The following is a 17,851-nucleotide window of genomic DNA, read 5'->3' as shown; positions in this document are numbered from 1 at the left end:
GAGATCTACTTCGCCCCAGGGCGATCTGCGTCTCTATCACACAAGCTCGACGTCGACGACGCCGGGGGCAGCGCGAAGGGCGGCGGCGATCTCAGGGGTGATGCGGTATTTCTCCGGCAGCGCCACTTCGACCTCGCGCTTGCCCTCTTCCTTGATGACGATGAAGGAAACCAGGCCGTCGCCCTTGGCGTTGAGATGGCCGGCGACCATTTTCAGCGGCCCGGAATCGCGGACGTAGACGCGCAGCGCCTTTTGCATCTGCAGCGACTTTTCCTCGAGTGACTGGATCGTCTGGATGCGCAGACCGATGCCCTCCGGCCGCTCCTCGCCGGTCGCGGTTAGCAGGAAGGATTTTCCGGACTCCAACATGTCGCGGTACTGGTTCAACATTTCCGAAAACAGCACGGCCTCGAACTGGCCGGACGAATCCGAAAAGACGATGATGCCCATCTTGTTGCCGGTGCGGGTCTTGCGCTCCTGCTTGGAGATGACGGTGCCGGCAAGGCGCGCATTGGACGCGCCCTGTTTGATCGCTGCGGAAAATTCGGCAAAGGTCTGCACCCGCATCTTCTGCAGGATGTTGTTGTAGGAATCGAGCGGGTGGGCGGTCAGATAGAAACCCAGCACCTGGAACTCCTTGAGCAGTCGCTCCGAGGCAAGCCAGGGCGAATAAGGCGGCAGGGAGATCTTCTCCGGCCCTGACGTTAGCGTGCTGCCGAAAATATCCGACTGGCCGCTCAGCTTGTTCTCCTGCGCTCGCTGGGCGTAACCAAGGATACGGTCGAGGCCGGCTGAAAGCTGGGCGCGATCCATACCGAAACAATCGAAGGCACCGGCAAAGATCAGGCTTTCGAGTACGCGGCGGTTCACCTGGCGCGGATCGATGCGCAGGCAGAAATCCTCGATGCCGGCAAAGGGCTTGTCGCCGCGCACCTCGACGATATGGTCGACGGCGGATTCGCCGACGCCCTTGAGAGCGGCGAGCGCATAATAGATGCGGTTGTCGCCGGTTTCGAACTGGCGGAAGGAAGTCTGCACCGATGGGGCGATCACCTCGATGCCGAGGCGCTTGGCGTCCTGGCGGAAGTCGTTGATCTTTTCGGTGTTGGACATGTCGAGCGTCATCGAGGCGGCAAGGAATTCGACCGGATAATGCGCCTTCATATAGGCCGTCTGGTAGGAGACGATGGCGTAGGCAGCGGCATGCGACTTGTTGAAGCCGTAATTGGCGAACTTCGCCAGCAGTTCGAAGATATTGTCGGCTTGCGGCTTCGAGACGCCGTTCTTGACGGCGCCATCGACGAAGCGTTCGCGCTGCTGGTCCATCTCGGCCTTGATCTTCTTACCCATGGCGCGGCGCAAAAGATCGGCCTCTCCGAGCGAATAACCGGACAGGACCTGGGCGATCTGCATCACCTGTTCCTGATAGACGATGACCCCTTGGGTTTCCTTGAGCAGGTGGTCGATCATCGGATGGATCGATTCCAGCTCTTCGTCACCGTGCTTGCGGGCGTTGTAGGTCGGGATGTTCTCCATCGGACCCGGACGATAGAGCGCCACCAGCGCGATGATGTCCTCGATGCAGTCCGGCCTCATGCCGATCAGCGCCTTGCGCATGCCGGCACTTTCCACCTGGAACACGCCGACCGTCTCGCCGCGTGACAGCATCTCGTAGGTCTTCTTGTCGTCCAGGGGAATGGCCGCAAGGTCGACACTGATGCCGCGCTTGGCGACGAAATCGACGGCGACCTTTAGGACGGTCAGCGTCTTCAGGCCGAGGAAGTCGAATTTGACGAGGCCCGCCTGCTCCACCCATTTCATGTTGAACTGGGTGACCGGCATGTCGGAGCGCGGATCGCGATACATCGGCACCAGCTTGGACAGCGGCCGGTCGCCGATGACGATACCGGCGGCATGGGTCGAGGCATGGCGGTAAAGCCCCTCGATCTTCTGAGCGATATCGAGCAGGCGCGCGACCACCGGCTCCTTGGCCGCCTCCTCCTGCAGCTTCGGCTCCTCCTCGATCGCCTTGGAGAGCGGCGTCGGATTGGCCGGATTGTTCGGCACGAGTTTGCAGATCTTGTCGACCTGGCCGTAGGGCATTTCCAGCACGCGGCCGACGTCGCGGAGTGCCGCGCGCGCCTGCAGCGAACCGAAGGTGATGATCTGGGCCACCTGTTCGCGGCCGTATTTGGCCTGGACGTAGCGGATCACCTCTTCGCGGCGATCCTGGCAGAAGTCGATGTCGAAGTCCGGCATCGACACGCGTTCGGGATTGAGGAAGCGTTCGAAGAGCAGCGAGAAGCGCAGCGGGTCGACGTCGGTGATCGTCAATGCATAGGCGACCAGCGAACCGGCGCCCGAACCGCGGCCCGGACCGACTGGAATATCATGCTGCTTGGCCCATTTGATGAAGTCGGCAACGATCAGGAAGTAACCGGGAAAGCGCATGCGCTCGATGACGCTGAGCTCGAATTCCAGCCGCTCGCGATAATCCTTTTCCTCATAACCCGGCGACATGCCGAGCGTCGCGAGCCGCATGTCCAGCCCTTCGACCGCCTGGCGGCGCAATTCGCCCGCCTCGGCACGTTCGGCCTCCTCGGCATCGTCGGTCGCACCCGTGAAGCGCGGCAGGATCGGTTTGCGCGTCTTCAATACGAAAGAGCAGCGCTTGGCGATTTCGATCGTGTTCTCCAGCGCTTCCGGCAAATCGGCAAAGAGCTTGGCCATTTCGGCGCGGCTCTTCAGGTAGTGATCCGGCGTCAGGCGAAAGCGGCTGTCGTCGGAAACGATGGCATTATGGGCGACGGCCATCAGCGCATCATGGGCGTCGTAATCGTCGCGTGTCGGAAAGAAGGCCTCGTTGGTTGCGACCAGCGGCAGATCGTGGGCATAGGCGAGCCCGACGATCTTCTGCTCGTGCCGCTTGTCGTAGGTGCCATGCCGCTGCAGCTCGACATAGAGCCTGTCGCCGAAGAGACGCTTCAGCATGAGCAGCCGCGCTTCGGCCTGGGCGGGATGGCCTTCCCTGACAGCCGCGTCGACCGGGCCGGTCAGGGCGCCGGTCAAGGCGATCAGCCCCTCCGTGCCTGCCTCTTCCAACCAGGAGGCTCTGATATGAATGGCCTGGTTGCTTTCGCCGCCGAGATAGGCGCGGCTGACGAGGTCGACCAATCTTTCGTAACCGGCCTCCGTGGCAGCAAGAAGAACGATCGACGGCAGCTTGACCAATGCCTGCTGGCCGCCGCGTTTTTCGCTCTCCAGCCCGTCTTCCATGTCGATCGAGACCTGGCAGCCGATGATCGGTTGCAGCCCCTCGTCCATTGCCTTCTGGGAGAATTCCAGGGCGACGAACAGATTGTTGGTGTCGGTAATCGCGATGGCCGGCTGGTTGTCGCCGGTCGCCTTATAGAGGATCTTCTTCAGCGGCAGGGCGCCTTCGAGAAGCGAATAAGCGGAATGGACCCGCAGGTGAATGAAGCCCGGCGTGCCGCCGATTGCCTCACCCGTCGAAGCCTTTACCGTATCCGCCATAACATGCCTTCCCAATCACCGAATGAATCAGACGCATTGTCGGCATGGAGGGCGATGATGTCCAGAAGAAGACCCGCGTTCGAACCGCATGATGGTCATGCAGTCCCCTGAAAACTTTAGATCGCGATGACGATGAGCGAGAAGCTGGCAACGAACATTGCGATGGAGGTGAATGCTGCGATATCACGGATCATGTCAGTCATGGCTCTCCTTTACTCGTTATGTTTTCAATTTGTTCGATCTATGTTCCAATGTCAACAGGAATCTTTTCCTCCCTGCTTGCGTTTGAAAAAGACCCCGGCGACGCAACGATTCGGTGAAAGCTTCGGCGACGGATTGAGATGCCGAGCCGCAGCCTCGCCAGCCCGGTGCCGCAAGGAACGTGGACACATCCCGCCAACGACAAAGGCTCCCGCATTTGTTCAGTTTATGTTCTAATTGTTCTGCTACATCCGTACATGGTGACTCAGGGAGGTGACGATAATGCTGGATACCACGGTGCTGAATGACTTCATCGTAGAGGCCAAGGCCGCGACCTATGTCGGGGGCGGCGTGCTGCGCCCGCCCTGCCGGCCGGGGTCTCACGATATCGGCAACGAGCGCGGCGGCTGGCGCTATCTCGACAGCTATTTCGGCGGCACCGACTTCGCCGGACAGGAGGTGGTGTGGTTTGCCGACGAGCCGATCTGGGCGATGAATTATTTCGGCTGGGTCATGGCGCCTGATCTCATCGATGCCAGCGCAGCGGGAACAGTGATCAAGGCGGCGCTCTCTGCCATGTACCGGCAGGGCCGCTTTCTCGGCGTAATGGAATTCGACCATCCGTTCGGCCGATGTGTCGATCGCAGCGAAGGCGGCTGTGAACGGTTCAGCGGTCATGAATGCATCATGGTCGACGGACGGAAGGCCTACGCGCTCGACTATCGCGGCGGACTGATCATCCCCTGATGGAGCCGGAGGCGGGTCGATTCGAACCTGCCGCCAGAGGCGTCATCTCTTCGTCTTAGTCCCGCAACCACTGTGCACGTCCAAGCGAAATCGATCAGAAATCGACGACCCTGCCGTCGGAGATCGTCACGCGCCGATCCATGCGGCGGGCGAGTTCGTGGTTGTGCGTGGCGATAAGGGCGGCGAGGCCGGACTGGCGCACCAGGGCCTCGAGCGCGTCGAAGACGTAGCTTGCTGTTTCCGGGTCGAGATTACCGGTCGGCTCGTCGGCCAGAAGCAGGGTCGGCGCATTGGCGACGGCGCGGGCGATCGCAACACGCTGCTGCTCGCCACCTGATAGTTCGGCCGGGCGATGGGAACCGCGATGGCCGATGCGCATGTAGTCGAGAAGCTGGCCGGCCCGCTCGCCCGCTTCCTTCCAGGACAGGCCAGCGATCAGCTGCGGCATCATGATGTTTTCAAGCGCCGAAAATTCCGGGAGGAGGTGATGGAACTGGTAGACGAAGCCGATCTCGCTGCGGCGGATCGCGGTACGTTTCTCATCTGAAAGGCCGTCGCAGGCATGGCCGTTGATGGTGACTTCACCACCGTCTGGATGCTCCAGCAGGCCGGCAATATGCAGCAGGGTCGACTTGCCGGTGCCCGACGGAGCGACGAGAGCGACGATCTCGCCCTTCGACAGCGAAAAATCCGCGCCCTTCAGGATCGGGAGCAGCGTATCGCCCTGCCCGTAATGGCGCTCGACGCCGGTAAGCTTGAGAACGACGTTGCGATTCATGAAGACGGCATTCCTTATTCGTAGCGCAGGGCCTGCACCGGATCGAGCCTGGAGGCGCGCCAGGCCGGAAAGATCGTCGCGATGAAGGAGAGCGTCAGCGCCATGACGACGATCGAAATGGTTTCGCTGAGCTGCATCTCGGCCGGCAGCTGGCTGAGGAAATAGACCTGCGGATTGAAGATCACGGTGCCGGAGATCCAGGAGAAGAACTGGCGGATGGATTCGATATTGAGGCAGACGACAACGCCGAGTAGCACACCGGCGATAGTGCCGACGATGCCGATCGCCGCCCCGGTCATGAAGAAGATGCGCATGATCGCGCCGGCGCTGGCGCCCATGGTGCGCAGGATGGCGATATCGCTGCCCTTGTCCTTCACCAGCATGATCAGGCCGGAGATGATGTTCAGCGCCGCAACCAGCACGATCAGCGTCAGGATCATGAACATAACGTTACGCTCGACCTGCAGCGCCGAAAAGAAGGTCTGGTTGCGCTGGCGCCAGTCGGTGAGGTTGATCTGGCGGCCGGCCGCTTCCTCCACTTTGGGCCTCAGAGCGTCGATATCGTCGGGGTGATCGACGAAAAGCTCGATCGACTGCACCAGCCCCTCGGCATTGAAATAGAGCTGCGCTTCCTCGAGCGGCATGAAGATGATCGAGGAATCATATTCCGACATGCCGATCTCGAACAGGCCGGAGATCTTGTAGGACTTAACGCGGGGGCTGACACCCATCGGCGTGATGTCACCATCTGGAGACGTCAGCGTAATGAGGTCGCCGACGCGAAGGCCAAGCTGGTCGGCCATACGCGTGCCGATCAGCACGCCTTGACCGGAGGCATAACCCACCATGTCGCCGGATTTGATATTGTCGGAAATGGTCTTGAGCTTGGTCAGGTCGTCGGCGCGGGCGCCGCGCACCAGCGCACCGGTGCTGCCGCCCGCCTGAGCGGAAGCGAGCACCTGGCCTTCCACCAGCGGCAGCGCCATCTTGACGCCGGGCACGGCGGCCAGCCTGCTGGCGAGGTCGGGATAATCGGTGAAGGGGCCATCGGACGGCTGGACGATCATATGGCCGTTGATGCCGAGGATGCGGGAGACGAGCTCGGTGCGGAAGCCGTTCATGACGGCCATGACGATGATCAGCGTCGCGACGCCGAGCATGATGCCGACGAAGGAGAAGCCGGCGATCACCGAGATGAAGGCCTCCTTGCGGCGGGCGCGCAGATAGCGCCACGCCACGAGGCGCTCGAAGCTGGAAAATGGCTTGCCAGCCGGACCCAAGCCGGATTTAGAACTCCGGTCCACTGCTGCCTCTGCCATTTCGCCTCCGTTTCCTTAAGCCACGAACCTGTTGATCGCCGCTTCGATGGTCATCGTTTCGCGGGCGCCGGTCTTGCGATCCTTCACTTCGACCTCGCCGTTGGCGACCGCGCGCGGTCCGGCGATGATCTGGACGGGTACGCCGATCAGGTCGGCGGTCGCGAATTTCGTGCCGGCCCGGTCGTCGGTATCGTCATAGAGCACGTCCTTGCCGGCCTTGGTCAGCGCGGCATAGATCAGCTCGCAAGTGTCGTCGCAGGCCTGATCGCCCGCCTTCATATTGATCACCACGACATCGAAGGGCGCGACCGATGCCGGCCAGATGATTCCGTTGTCGTCATGCGATGCTTCGATGATGGCGGGAACAAGGCGCGTCGGGCCGATACCGTAGGACCCCATGTGAACGAAGTGTTCCTTGCCGTCAGGCCCCTGCACTTTCGCGCCCATCGGCTCGGAATATTTCGTGCCGAAATAGAAGATATGGCCAACCTCGATGCCGCGGGCGGAAAGGCGCTCGCCTTCGGGCACCGCGTTGAAAGCCGCCTCGTCGTGCATTTCCGAGGTCGCCGCATAGAGTGAGGTCCACTTGTCGAAGATCGCCTGCAGACCTTCGACGCTGTCGAAGTCGGTCCGTTCATCAGGAATATCGAAGCCGACGAAGTCCTTGTGGCAGAAGACCTCGGATTCGCCGGTATCGGCGAGGATGATGAATTCGTGGCTGAGATTGCCGCCGATCGGGCCGGTGTCGGCCCGCATCGGGATGGCGCGCAGGCCGAGCCGATCGAATGTCCTCAGATAGGCGGCGAACATCTTGTTATAGGAATGCTCCGCACCCTCGCGCGTCAGATCGAAGGAATAGGCATCCTTCATCATGAATTCGCGCGAGCGCATGGTGCCGAAGCGCGGACGGATCTCATCGCGGAACTTCAGCTGGATGTGATAGAGATTGAGCGGCAAGTCCTTGTAGGATTTGACGGAGGAGCGGAAAATATCCGTCACCATCTCCTCGTTGGTGGGGCCGTAGAGCATCGGCCGCTCCTGGCGGTCCTTGATGCGCAGCATCTCCTTACCGTAGGCGTCGTAGCGGCCGCTTTCCTGCCAGAGCTCGGCCGACTGCAGCGTCGGCATCGAAAGCTCGATGGCGCCGGCACGGTTCTGCTCCTCGCGGATAATGCCGTTGACCTTGTCGAGAACGCGCTTGCCGAGCGGCAGCCAGGAATAGATGCCCTGCGACTGCTGGCGGATCATGCCGGCGCGCAGCATCAACCGGTGGGAGACGATTTCCGCCTCCTTGGGGTTTTCCTTGAGGATGGGCATGAAATAGCGGGACAGACGCATGGCGGATTCCGAAGCAGTTGAGATCCCGCGGAGAACGGAATCGACGGTACATTGATAAATTTGGGAGCGTTCATAGCCGCTTCGCGGCGGGAAGGAAACCCGCAACTGCCGTCGGCCGCCTCCCGGATACGCATGTTCACGCCGGCAAAATGAAGGGGCGTGAAAAAGCGCGTGTTTATAAGGACTTGAACGAAAATCTTGTCAACAGAAATATTTTGCTAGAGTGTAGCAAAAATGCAAAAAAAGCTAATGACAAAGCCCAATGTTTGAGCTAGCTTTAGCTCACAAAACAGGCAGGAAGCTAAATTCTTGCCGAATTCGCGGTCAAGTCTTGGGAGGATCAGATCTTAGGCGCGCTCGTCGCAGCCCCGGCAACGGTTACAGATCACGCGATACTTAAAACAAGGCTTTCAGCCTTGTTTTTTTTTGGCTTTTGCCTCCCATGCCAACCAGAAACGAGATCGCCTTCCGTAAGGAAATGCGCCCTCATTCCGTCAGGCGAGCTCTTTGCGTAACAGCATGACGCCGATATGACGAAATCGTTTTTTCGTGAATTTTACATCTGCCCAAACTTTGAGCAAAAGCTACTTCAATAGAAGCTAGGCCCCAGTTGTGGAAGGGCATCGAAGCCCCAGCCGAAATAGGTGTCACAGACATACCAGAGGCCATAGATCAGAGCCGATATCAGCGTCGTCAGCGAAAAGACGAAGCCGGCGCGAAAGCGGGTGGGCGCGCTAGGAACGGTGCCGAGCACAATATCATCGTCTTCCGCCTGGGTGCGCAGGCCGATCGGCAGGACGGCGAAAAGCGTCATCCACCAGATGATGAAGTAGACGGCAAATCCCTGAAGGAAGATCTGAAGCATTATGGTTCCCGGTGATGTCGCGCCGCCATGTGGCGAAAGCGTCCTCTCGCTTTCAATTGCGCGCCTTTATACGGCGGAATGGCGGCCAATACAAAGCGAACGGAACACATTTCGCCGCCTTCGGGTCACTCTGCCGCAGCGCCAGCACTCTACATGAATTGGGTTCAGGCCTGTTCAAGCTCGATCAGCGTGCCGAAGAAATCCTTGGGGTGCAGAAAGAGCACCGGCTTGCCATGCGCGCCGGTCTTGGGCTGGCCGTCGCCCAGCACCCGCGCGCCCGCCTCGACCAGCCGGTCGCGGGCGAGGATGATATCGTCCACTTCGTAACAGATGTGGTGCATGCCGCCGGACGGGTTCTTCTCGAGGAAGGCGGCGATCGGCGAGGCTTCCCCAAGCGGCTCAAGCAATTCGACCTTGGTGTTCGGCAATTCGACGAAGACGACGGTGACGCCGTGTTCCGGCAGCGCCTGCGGCTGCGACACGGCAGCGCCCAGCGTATCACGATAGGCGGCCGCCGCCGCCGTCAGGTCGGGGACTGCGATGGCAATATGGTTCACCCGGCCGAGCATGATCAGACCTTGGTGACGAAGGCGGTAACGACTGGCTTCTTGCCCCAGCTCTGGTTCGCAGCGGCGCGGATGGCGCGGCGAACGGCCTCCTGCAGCATGTCCAGATCCTTGCGGCGGGCGCGCGGAATGCTTTCGATGGCGCTGATCGCCGCGTCGAAGAGCGTGTCCTCCATCTCATCGCCTTCGTCGTCATAAACAGGCAGGCCGATCGAGACGAGATCGGGATCGCCGACGATATCATAACGGGCGTCGAGCACGACACTGACCGCGACATGGCCGACATAGGAGAGTTTCTTGCGCTCGCCGATCCCCATCTCGTCGAAATCGCCGATCAACATGCCGTCCTTGTAAATGCGGCCGTGCGGCGCTTCGCCGATCACCTCGACCGGCCCTGGCGCCAGCCGCAGGATATCGCCGTTGCGCACCCGCGGGACGATCGCGATCCCGGATTGCTCGGCAAGCTCCTTATGCGCCGTCAGGTGCGTAGCCTCGCCATGCACCGGCACGACCACCTTTGGCCGCGTCCACTCGTACATCCGCTGCAGCTCATTGCGGCGGGGATGGCCGGAAACATGGACGAGTGCCTCGGTATCGGTGATGATGTGCACGCCCTGCTCGACGAGGCCGTTCTTGATATCCTGGATCGCCTTCTCGTTGCCGGGAATGGCGCGCGAGGAAAAGACGACGATATCGCCTGCCGCAAAGGCCACATTGCGCATCTCGTCGCGGGAGAGCTTGGCAAGAGCTGCCCGCGCTTCGCCCTGGCTGCCGGTCAGTATGACGACCACCTTATCGCGCGGAATATAGCCGTATTCCTCTTCGGAAATGAAGGGCTTGACACCCTCCATCAGGCCGATATCGCGGGCGACGTCGACGACGCGCTTCAGCGAGCTGCCGAGCAGCAGCACTTCGCGGCCGGCCGCCTCGGCCGCTTCGGCAACGGTGCGAATGCGCCCGACATTCGATGAGAAGGTGGTGATCGCCACCCGGCCTTCGGCATCCTCAATGATCTTGCGCAGGCTTTCGGAGACATCTTTCTCGGAGGGCGAAACGCCATCACGCAAGGCGTTGGTGGAATCGCACATCAGCGCCAGCACGCCCTCGTCGCCCAACTGGCGAAAGCGCGTCTCATCGGTCAGCGGCCCGAGCGAGGGCTCGTGGTCGATCTTCCAGTCGCCGGTATGGATGACATTGCCGGCAGGCGTGCGGATCATCAGCGACATCGGCTCGGGAATCGAGTGATTTACGGCCACGCCTTCAATGCTGAACGGGCCGACATTGATCTTATCGCCCGCCTTGAACGGCGTCACCGGCACCTCGCCGATCGTTGCCTTCTCGAAATTGCGCTTGGCTTCGAGCAGGCCTGAGGTAAAGCCCGAGGCGAAGACCGGCACGTTGAGACCCGGCCAGAGATCGGCGAGCGCGCCATAATGGTCTTCATGGGCATGGGTGATGATGATCGCCTTGAGGTTCTTGCGTTCGCTGGCGAGGAAGCGGATGTCGGGCAGGACGAGGTCGACGCCCGGCAGATCCGGGCCGGGAAAGGTGACGCCGCAATCGACCATGATCCACTGGCGATGCTCGGGCGGGCCGTAGCCATAGAGAGCGAGATTCATGCCGATCTCGCCAACGCCGCCCAGAGGCAGGAATACCAACTCGTCCTGTTTCGCCATAATTTTCGTTTTTTCCGCTATCCAAAAAACACATCACCGGCGGCAATGGGCATAATCCTGCCAGCGCCGATATCGAGCATCAACAAGCCATTATCATCAATTCCGGCGAATTGGCCGGAAATCGATCGGTCCGGTAAATTCACCGTGATCTTTTCGCCGATGCCACAGGCGATGGTGCGCCAGCGCGCCGTGATCTCGGCAATGCCGCGGCCCTGGTCCCATTGATCGAGCACATCCGCCATCGCCGCGAAGAGATGCGCGAAGAGCTCTTCCGGCGAAGCCGCGCTTGCATGCTGACGCAGACAGGTGACGGGATAGAGCGGATTATCCGGCATGACCGAGACATTGATGCCGATGCCGACGATCAGCGCGTAGCGGCCGTCCGGCAACTGCTCACCCTCGACGAGGATGCCGCAGGTCTTTTTCCGGCCGATGAGAATATCGTTCGGCCATTTGACCTCGAGCGGTTCGGCGCCCGGCGGCAGCACCTGGCTGATCGCCTGGTGCACGGCGACGGCGACCGCCAGCGGCAGCGAGCCGAGGCGCTCCATCGGCGCCGGGTCGATCAATAGAAGGGAAGCATAGAGATTGCCGCGTTCGGACACCCAGAGACGGCCGCGGCGGCCGCGGCCGCCGGTCTGCCTCTCGGCCGTCACCCAGAGACTTCCGGGATCGCCCGCCCGCGCCCGGGCGAGGCATTCGCTATTGGTGGACGATGTTTCCGACAGCGCCTCGTGCCTGAAATCGCCGAGCGATATCCGGCGCCGCCTGTCGGAAACCATTAGAAGAGCGTCGCGGCGGCAAGCTCTGCCGCACCGCCGATCGGCCCACCGATGAGCACATAGGCGGTGACGAAGAGACCGGAAAGACCGAAGACCAGACGCAGGGCGCCGGAGACCCGGGCGAATTCGCCGGTCGCCTCATCGAACCACATCAGCTTGATGACGCGCAGATAATAATAGGCGCCGACGACCGAGGCGAGAACGCCGATGATGGCAAGCGCATAAAGCTTGGCTTCGATCGCCGCAACGAAGACGAAGTACTTGGCGAAGAAACCGGCGAGCGGCGGAATGCCGGCGAGCGAGAACATCAGCGCCGTCAGCACCACGGCCATGAACGGGTTGGTCGCGGAAAGGCCGGCGAGATCATTGACGTCTTCGACGACGGTGCCGTCCTTGCGGCGCATCGACATGATGATCGCAAAGCTGCCGAGGGTCATGACCATATAGATGACCATGTAAAGCATGACGCCGGAAACGCCGGTCTGGTTGCCCGCGGCAAGGCCGACCAGCGCATAGCCCATATGGCCGATCGAGGAATAGGCCATCAGCCGCTTGATGTTCTTCTGGCCGATCGCCGCAAACGAGCCGAGCAGCATCGAAGCGATCGAGATGAACACGACGACCTGCTGCCAGTCCGCCAGAACCGGCTGGAAGGCGGTGATGACGATGCGGGTCATCATCGCCATGGCGGCAACCTTGGGGGCTGCGGCCAGGAAGGCGGTGACCGGCGTCGGCGCGCCTTCGTAGACGTCAGGCGTCCACATGTGGAAGGGAACGGCCGAGATCTTGAAGGCAATGCCGGCGAGAATGAAGACCAGACCGAAGATGAGGCCGAGCGAACGCGCGCCCTCGACGGAAAGCGCCTGGGCGATCTCGGAGAAGTGGGTATGGCCGGTGAAGCCGTAAACCAGCGACATGCCGTAGAGCAGCATGCCGGAGGACAGCGCGCCGAGTACGAAATATTTGAGGCCGGCTTCGGTCGACTTCAGGCTGTCGCGGTTGATCGCGGCGACGACGTAGAGCGCCAGCGACTGCAGTTCCAGCGCGAGATAGAGCGAGATCAGGTCGTTGGCCGAGATCATCAGCAGGATGCCGAGGGTCGCGAGCACCAGCAGAACCGGAAACTCGAACTTGTCGAGCTGGTTTTCGCGGGCGTGGCCCATCGTCATGAACAGGGCGACCAGCGAGCCGATGAGCGCCACCAGCTTCATGAAGCGCGAGAAGCCGTCGGCCATGTAGACGCCGCCATAGGCAAGGCCTTCGGCCGGCACGAAGAGCAGCCACAGGCCGGAGGCCAGCAGCAGCACGATGGCAAGGCCGGTGACGACGAGGCCCGACCGCTCGCCCGAGAAGACGCCGACCATCAACAGGACAAGGGCGCCGACCGCGAGGATGAGCTCCGGCGCGGAAAGATGCAGACTGAGGAGAATTGTTTCAGCGGTCATGTCCGATAAGTCCCGTCATCATTTCATAGACAGCGCAACATTCTGCGCTGCGTGCACGGCGGCCGTGTAGTTGTTGACCAGCAGATCCACCGAGGCGGCCGTGGCGTCGAAGACCGGAGCCGGGTATACGCCGAAGAAGATCGTCAGTGCGACCAGCGGATAGAGGATCAACTGCTCGCGTGGCGAAAGATCGAGCAATGCCTTCAGCTTTTCCTTCTCCAGCGCACCGAAGATCACCCGGCGATAGAGCCAAAGCGCATAGGCGGCCGAGAGGATGACGCCGGTAGCGGCAAAGAGCGCGACCCAGGTGTTGACCCGGAAGACGCCGATCAGCGTCAGGAATTCGCCGACGAAGCCAGAGGTGCCGGGAAGCCCGACATTGGCCATGGTGAAGACCATCATCGCGACCGCATATTTCGGCATGTTGTTGACGAGACCGCCATAGGCGTTGATCTCGCGGGTGTGGGTGCGGTCGTAGACGACGCCGACGCAGAGGAAGAGCGCGCCCGAGACGATGCCGTGCGACAGCATCTGGAAGATCGACCCCTGAACGCCCTGCATGTTGGCGGCGAAGATGCCCATGGTCACGTAGCCCATGTGCGCCACGGAGGAATAGGCGATCAGCTTCTTGATGTCGTCCTGCATCATCGCCACCAGCGAGGTGTAGATGATGGCGATGACGGACATGGCGAAGACGAGCGGCGCGAAATAATCGGACGCCACCGGGAACATGCCGAGCGAGAAGCGGATGAGACCGTAGCCGCCGAGCTTCAGCAGGACGCCGGCCAGGATCACCGAGCCGGCCGTCGGCGCCTGCACGTGGGCATCCGGAAGCCAGGTATGGACCGGCCACATCGGCATCTTCACCGCGAAGGAGGCGAAGAAGGCAAGCCATAGCCAGGTCTGCAGCGCCGGCGGGAACTTGTAGGCGAGCAGCGCGGTGATATCGGTCGTTCCGGCCTGCCAGTACATCGCCATGATGGCGAGCAGCATCAGCACCGAGCCGAGCAGCGTATAGAGGAAGAACTTGTAGCTCGCATAGACGCGGTCCCTGCCGCCCCAGACGCCGATGATCAGGAACATCGGAATGAGGCCCGCCTCGAAGAAGACGTAGAAGAGCACGATATCAAGCGAGACGAAGACGCCGACCATCATCGTTTCCAGGATGAGGAAGGCAATCATGTATTCCTTCAGGCGCTTCTCAATCGAGAGCCAGCTCGCCAGCACGCAGAAGGGCATGAGGAAGGTCGACAGGATGACGAACAGCATCGAGATGCCATCGACGCCGACATGGTAACCGATGCCGGTACCGAGCCAGTCATGCTTTTCAAGCATCTGGAAGCCCGGATTGGCGTTGTCGAAGCCGACCCAGATGACGAGGGAAACGACGAAGGTGAAGACGGTGGTGATCAGCGAGATCCACAGCACATTCTTGCGGCCGGCTTGGCTCTCGCCGTTCATCAGCAGCAGGAGCACCACGCCGACGAGTGGCAGGAAGGTGACCGTTGAAAGAATAGGCCAATCGGTCATCAGAAGGAACTCCCGAGCATCATCCAGGTAACGAGCGCCGCAATGCCGATCAGCATGGCGAAGGCGTAGTGATAGAGGTAACCGGTCTGCAGGCGGACGACGCGGTCGGTGACGGCGACGACGCGGGCAGCCACGCCGTTCGGGCCGTAGGTGTCGATGACGCCGACGTCACCCTTCTTCCACAGAAAGCGGCCAAGCGCTCTGGCGGTGCGGACGAAGAGGAAGTCGTAGAGTTCGTCGAAATACCACTTGTTCAAGAGGAACTGGTAGAGCACCCGGTGCTGCTTGGCGAGGACGCGCGGCGTCTGCGGCGAGCGAATATACATGTACCAGGCGGTGATGAAGCCGATCACCATGGCGATGAACGGGCTCAGAGCCACGAGGGCCGGCACGTGGTGGAACTCTTCGACGAGTTCGTTCTCGGCGCCGGTGAAAAGCGCGCCCTTCCAGAACTCGGCATACTCCTCGCCGTAGAACCGGCCTTCGAAGAGCACGCCGGCAAACACCGCGCCAATCGCCAGCAGATAGAGCGGCACCAGCATGACCTGCGGCGATTCGTGAACGTGGTGCATGACCTCGTGCGAAGCGCGCGGCCTGCCGAAGAAGGTCATGAAGATCAGGCGCCAGGAATAGAAGCTCGTGAAGAGCGCGGCAATGACCAGCAGCGAGAAGGCAAAGCCTGCCACCGGCGAGTGCGAAGCATAGGTCGCCTCGATGATCACATCCTTGGAGAAGAAGCCGGCAAAACCGATCGGCGTGAAGGGAATGCCGACGCCGGTGATCGCCAGCGTGCCGATGATCATCAGCCAGAAGGTCACCTTGATGTGCGGCCGCAGGCCACCCATGTAGCGCATGTCCTGCTCGCCATCGACGGCGTGGATGACCGAGCCGGCGCAGAGGAAGAGCAGCGCCTTGAAGAAGGCATGCGTGAACAGGTGGAAGATCGCCGCGCCATAGGCCCCTACCCCGAGCGCCACGAACATGTAGCCGAGCTGCGAGCAGGTGGAATAGGCGATGACGCGCTTGATGTCGTTCTGCACGAGGCCGACAGTCGCCGCGAAGAAAGCGGTGATCGCGCCGATGACGGTGACGACGACGAGCGCATCGTGCGACAGTTCGAAGAGCGGCGACATGCGGGCGACGAGGAAGACGCCGGCGGTGACCATGGTGGCGGCATGGATGAGGGCCGAGACCGGGGTCGGGCCTTCCATGGCGTCCGGCAGCCAGGTGTGGAGCAGGAACTGTGCCGACTTGCCCATGGCACCCATGAACAGCAGCAGGCAGATGCCGGTCAGCGCATGCGCCTTGTCGAGCTGCATGCCGAAAAGGTTGAGGATCACTTCGCTCGCCTCGCCGCCGCCTTCATGCGGGGCGAAATTCGAGGCATTGGCGAAGATCGTATCGAAGTTGATCGAGCCGAACAGCACGAAGACGCCGGCAATGCCGAGCACGAAGCCGAAATCGCCGACGCGGTTGACGATGAAGGCCTTCATCGCCGCGGCAGTCGCCGAGGGCTTCTTGAACCAGAAGCCGATCAGCAGATAGGAGGCGAGACCGACGCCTTCCCAGCCGAAGAACATCTGCGCCAGGTTGTCGGCCGTCACCAGCATCAGCATGGCGAAGGTGAAGAGCGAGAGATAGGCGAAGAAACGCGGGCGATGCGGATCGGTGTGCATGTAACCGATCGAATAGACGTGAACCAGCGTCGAGACCGTGTTGACGACGATCAGCATGACGGAGGTCAGCGTATCCACGCGCAGCGACCAGGAGGCATCGATGCCGCCGGACTGAATCCAGCGCAGCACCTCGACCTTGATCGGGCCGCCTTCGGCGTGGCCCATGCCAACGGTGAAGAAGACGTACCAGGAGAGGATGGCGGCGATGATCATCAGGCCGCTGGTGACATATTCCGAAGCCTTGGCGCCGATGGCGCGGCCGAACAGGCCGGCGACGATCGCACCGATCAAGGGAAGAAAGACGATAGCCTTATAGAGGAACATGAGCCACTCAGCCCTTCATCATATTGACGTCTTCGACCGCGATCGAGCCGCGGTTGCGGTAGAAGACAACGAGAATTGCAAGACCGATCGCCGCCTCGGCAGCCGCCACCGTCAGGATGAACAGCGCAAAGACCTGTCCGACGATGTCGTTCAGGAAGTGGGAGAAGGCGACCATGTTGATGTTGACCGAAAGCAGGATCAGTTCGACCGACATCAGGATGACGATGACGTTCTTCCGGTTCAGGAAGATGCCGAAGACGCCGAGCGTGAAGAGGATGGCGCTGACCGTCAGGTAGTGAGAAAGACCGATGACCATGTTCTTTGTTCCTTGACCTGCCTTTAGACGCCCTGCCCGGGCTTGACCGAAACCACCTCGACGGCGGTGGCGGGCGTGCGGGCAACCTGCCTGGGGATATTCTGCCGCTTGATGTTGGTGCGGTGCCGGAGCGTCAGGACGATGGCGCCGATCATGGCGACCAGCAGCACCAGGCCGGCGATCTGGAAGAAGTAAACGTAATTGGTGTAGAGCACGTCGCCGAGGGCGGCCGTATTGGTGCGCTCCGTCAGCGCCGGGATCGGCATGGCGACTGATTTGGCGATCTCAGGCGAGATGACGCTGCCGCCGATGACGACGATCAGCTCGGCAGCGAGAATGATCCCGATCAGCCCGCCGATCGGCGCATATTCGAGAACCCCTGCCCTCAGTTCGGTGAAGTCGATATCGAGCATCATCACCACGAAGAGGAAGAGCACGGCGACGGCGCCGACATAGACCACGAGCAGGATCATCGCCAGGAATTCGGCGCCCAGCAGCAGAAAGAGGCCGGCCGCGTTGAAGAACACCAGGATCAGGAACAGAACCGAGTGAACCGGGTTCTTCGCCCAGATGACCATGAACGCCGACGCCACCGCGACAAAGGCGAAAAGATAGAAAAATAGAGCCTGCAGACCCATGTTGGTGCCTTTTTCATCTTCCCCCGGGCAGCCGGGAGTTTTTCTGCCCGATGGAGCTTTCTGCGGCGCTGGCCGGCAAAGCTCCTGTGCATATTGACCGCTAGAGGAGCAGCAGA

At 61.1% G+C, this 17,851-nt stretch carries 14 protein-coding genes; 1 reads left to right on the top strand and 13 read right to left on the bottom strand.

Annotation, left to right across the window (positions count from 1 at the left end):
• Nucleotides 1–36: 36 nt before the first annotated feature.
• The gene (dnaE, locus tag A7X77_RS06990) at nucleotides 37–3,534 is read right to left on the bottom strand and encodes a DNA polymerase III subunit alpha (RefSeq protein ID WP_064682232.1); all 3,498 of its coding nucleotides are present in this window, start codon (nucleotides 3,532–3,534) and stop codon (nucleotides 37–39) included.
• Between the two features lie 483 nt (nucleotides 3,535–4,017).
• Between dnaE and A7X77_RS06985 the strand changes: the two genes are divergently transcribed.
• Nucleotides 4,018–4,482 carry a DUF5680 domain-containing protein gene (locus A7X77_RS06985; RefSeq protein ID WP_064682231.1) on the top strand — a complete coding sequence of 155 codons (465 nt, stop codon included), beginning with the start codon at nucleotides 4,018–4,020 and terminating at the stop codon, nucleotides 4,480–4,482.
• A 94-nt stretch (nucleotides 4,483–4,576) separates the two neighbouring features.
• Here the strand turns inward: A7X77_RS06985 and A7X77_RS06980 are convergent, their stop codons facing one another.
• The 12 genes from A7X77_RS06980 to A7X77_RS06925 all read right to left on the bottom strand — a co-directional run bounded on the left by A7X77_RS06980 (nucleotide 4,577) and on the right by A7X77_RS06925 (nucleotide 17,735).
• Nucleotides 4,577–5,260 (bottom strand): ABC transporter ATP-binding protein, encoded by a 684-nt coding sequence (locus A7X77_RS06980; RefSeq protein WP_064682230.1) that lies wholly within the window; start codon nucleotides 5,258–5,260, stop codon nucleotides 4,577–4,579.
• Nucleotides 5,261–5,274: 14 nt separating this feature from the next.
• Complete coding sequence (locus A7X77_RS06975) at nucleotides 5,275–6,579, bottom strand: lipoprotein-releasing ABC transporter permease subunit (protein WP_064682229.1); 1,305 nt, start codon at nucleotides 6,577–6,579, stop codon at nucleotides 5,275–5,277.
• A 15-nt stretch (nucleotides 6,580–6,594) separates the two neighbouring features.
• On the bottom strand, nucleotides 6,595–7,917 hold the full coding sequence (proS, locus tag A7X77_RS06970; protein WP_064682228.1) for a proline--tRNA ligase: 1,323 nt from the start codon (nucleotides 7,915–7,917) through the stop codon (nucleotides 6,595–6,597).
• A gap of 589 nt (nucleotides 7,918–8,506) precedes the next feature.
• Nucleotides 8,507–8,782: a DUF1467 family protein gene (locus tag A7X77_RS06965; RefSeq protein WP_004668399.1), complete on the bottom strand. Its 276-nt coding sequence runs from the start codon at nucleotides 8,780–8,782 to the stop codon at nucleotides 8,507–8,509.
• A gap of 164 nt (nucleotides 8,783–8,946) precedes the next feature.
• A complete protein-coding gene (gene mce / locus A7X77_RS06960; protein ID WP_064682227.1) occupies nucleotides 8,947–9,351 on the bottom strand; it encodes a methylmalonyl-CoA epimerase in 405 nt (134 codons plus the stop codon).
• A 2-nt stretch (nucleotides 9,352–9,353) separates the two neighbouring features.
• A complete protein-coding gene (locus tag A7X77_RS06955; RefSeq protein WP_064682226.1) occupies nucleotides 9,354–11,024 on the bottom strand; it encodes a ribonuclease J in 1,671 nt (556 codons plus the stop codon).
• Nucleotides 11,025–11,041: 17 nt separating this feature from the next.
• Nucleotides 11,042–11,806: a biotin--[acetyl-CoA-carboxylase] ligase gene (locus tag A7X77_RS06950; protein WP_064682225.1), complete on the bottom strand. Its 765-nt coding sequence runs from the start codon at nucleotides 11,804–11,806 to the stop codon at nucleotides 11,042–11,044.
• Nucleotides 11,806–13,251: an NADH-quinone oxidoreductase subunit NuoN gene (gene nuoN, locus A7X77_RS06945; RefSeq protein ID WP_064682224.1), complete on the bottom strand. Its 1,446-nt coding sequence runs from the start codon at nucleotides 13,249–13,251 to the stop codon at nucleotides 11,806–11,808. Before nuoN ends, A7X77_RS06950 begins: the two co-directional genes overlap by 1 nt.
• Nucleotides 13,252–13,269: 18 nt before the next feature.
• Entirely contained in the window at nucleotides 13,270–14,781 is a 1,512-nt protein-coding gene (locus A7X77_RS06940; RefSeq protein WP_064682223.1) for an NADH-quinone oxidoreductase subunit M, read from the bottom strand.
• Nucleotides 14,781–16,781 (bottom strand): NADH-quinone oxidoreductase subunit L, encoded by a 2,001-nt coding sequence (gene nuoL, locus A7X77_RS06935; RefSeq protein WP_064682222.1) that lies wholly within the window; start codon nucleotides 16,779–16,781, stop codon nucleotides 14,781–14,783. Before nuoL ends, A7X77_RS06940 begins: the two co-directional genes overlap by 1 nt.
• A 7-nt stretch (nucleotides 16,782–16,788) precedes the next feature.
• Entirely contained in the window at nucleotides 16,789–17,097 is a 309-nt protein-coding gene (nuoK, locus tag A7X77_RS06930) for an NADH-quinone oxidoreductase subunit NuoK (protein ID WP_012483438.1), read from the bottom strand.
• Nucleotides 17,098–17,120: 23 nt separating this feature from the next.
• Nucleotides 17,121–17,735 carry an NADH-quinone oxidoreductase subunit J gene (locus tag A7X77_RS06925; protein ID WP_064682221.1) on the bottom strand — a complete coding sequence of 205 codons (615 nt, stop codon included), beginning with the start codon at nucleotides 17,733–17,735 and terminating at the stop codon, nucleotides 17,121–17,123.
• Between the last annotated feature and the right edge of the window lie 116 nt (nucleotides 17,736–17,851).

Source organism: Rhizobium bangladeshense (assembly GCF_001662075.1).
GTDB classification, from domain to species: domain Bacteria; phylum Pseudomonadota; class Alphaproteobacteria; order Rhizobiales; family Rhizobiaceae; genus Rhizobium; species Rhizobium bangladeshense_B.
The sequence above is the reverse complement of the archived record's forward strand: the minus strand, read 5'-3'. Positions and strand labels throughout refer to the sequence as shown.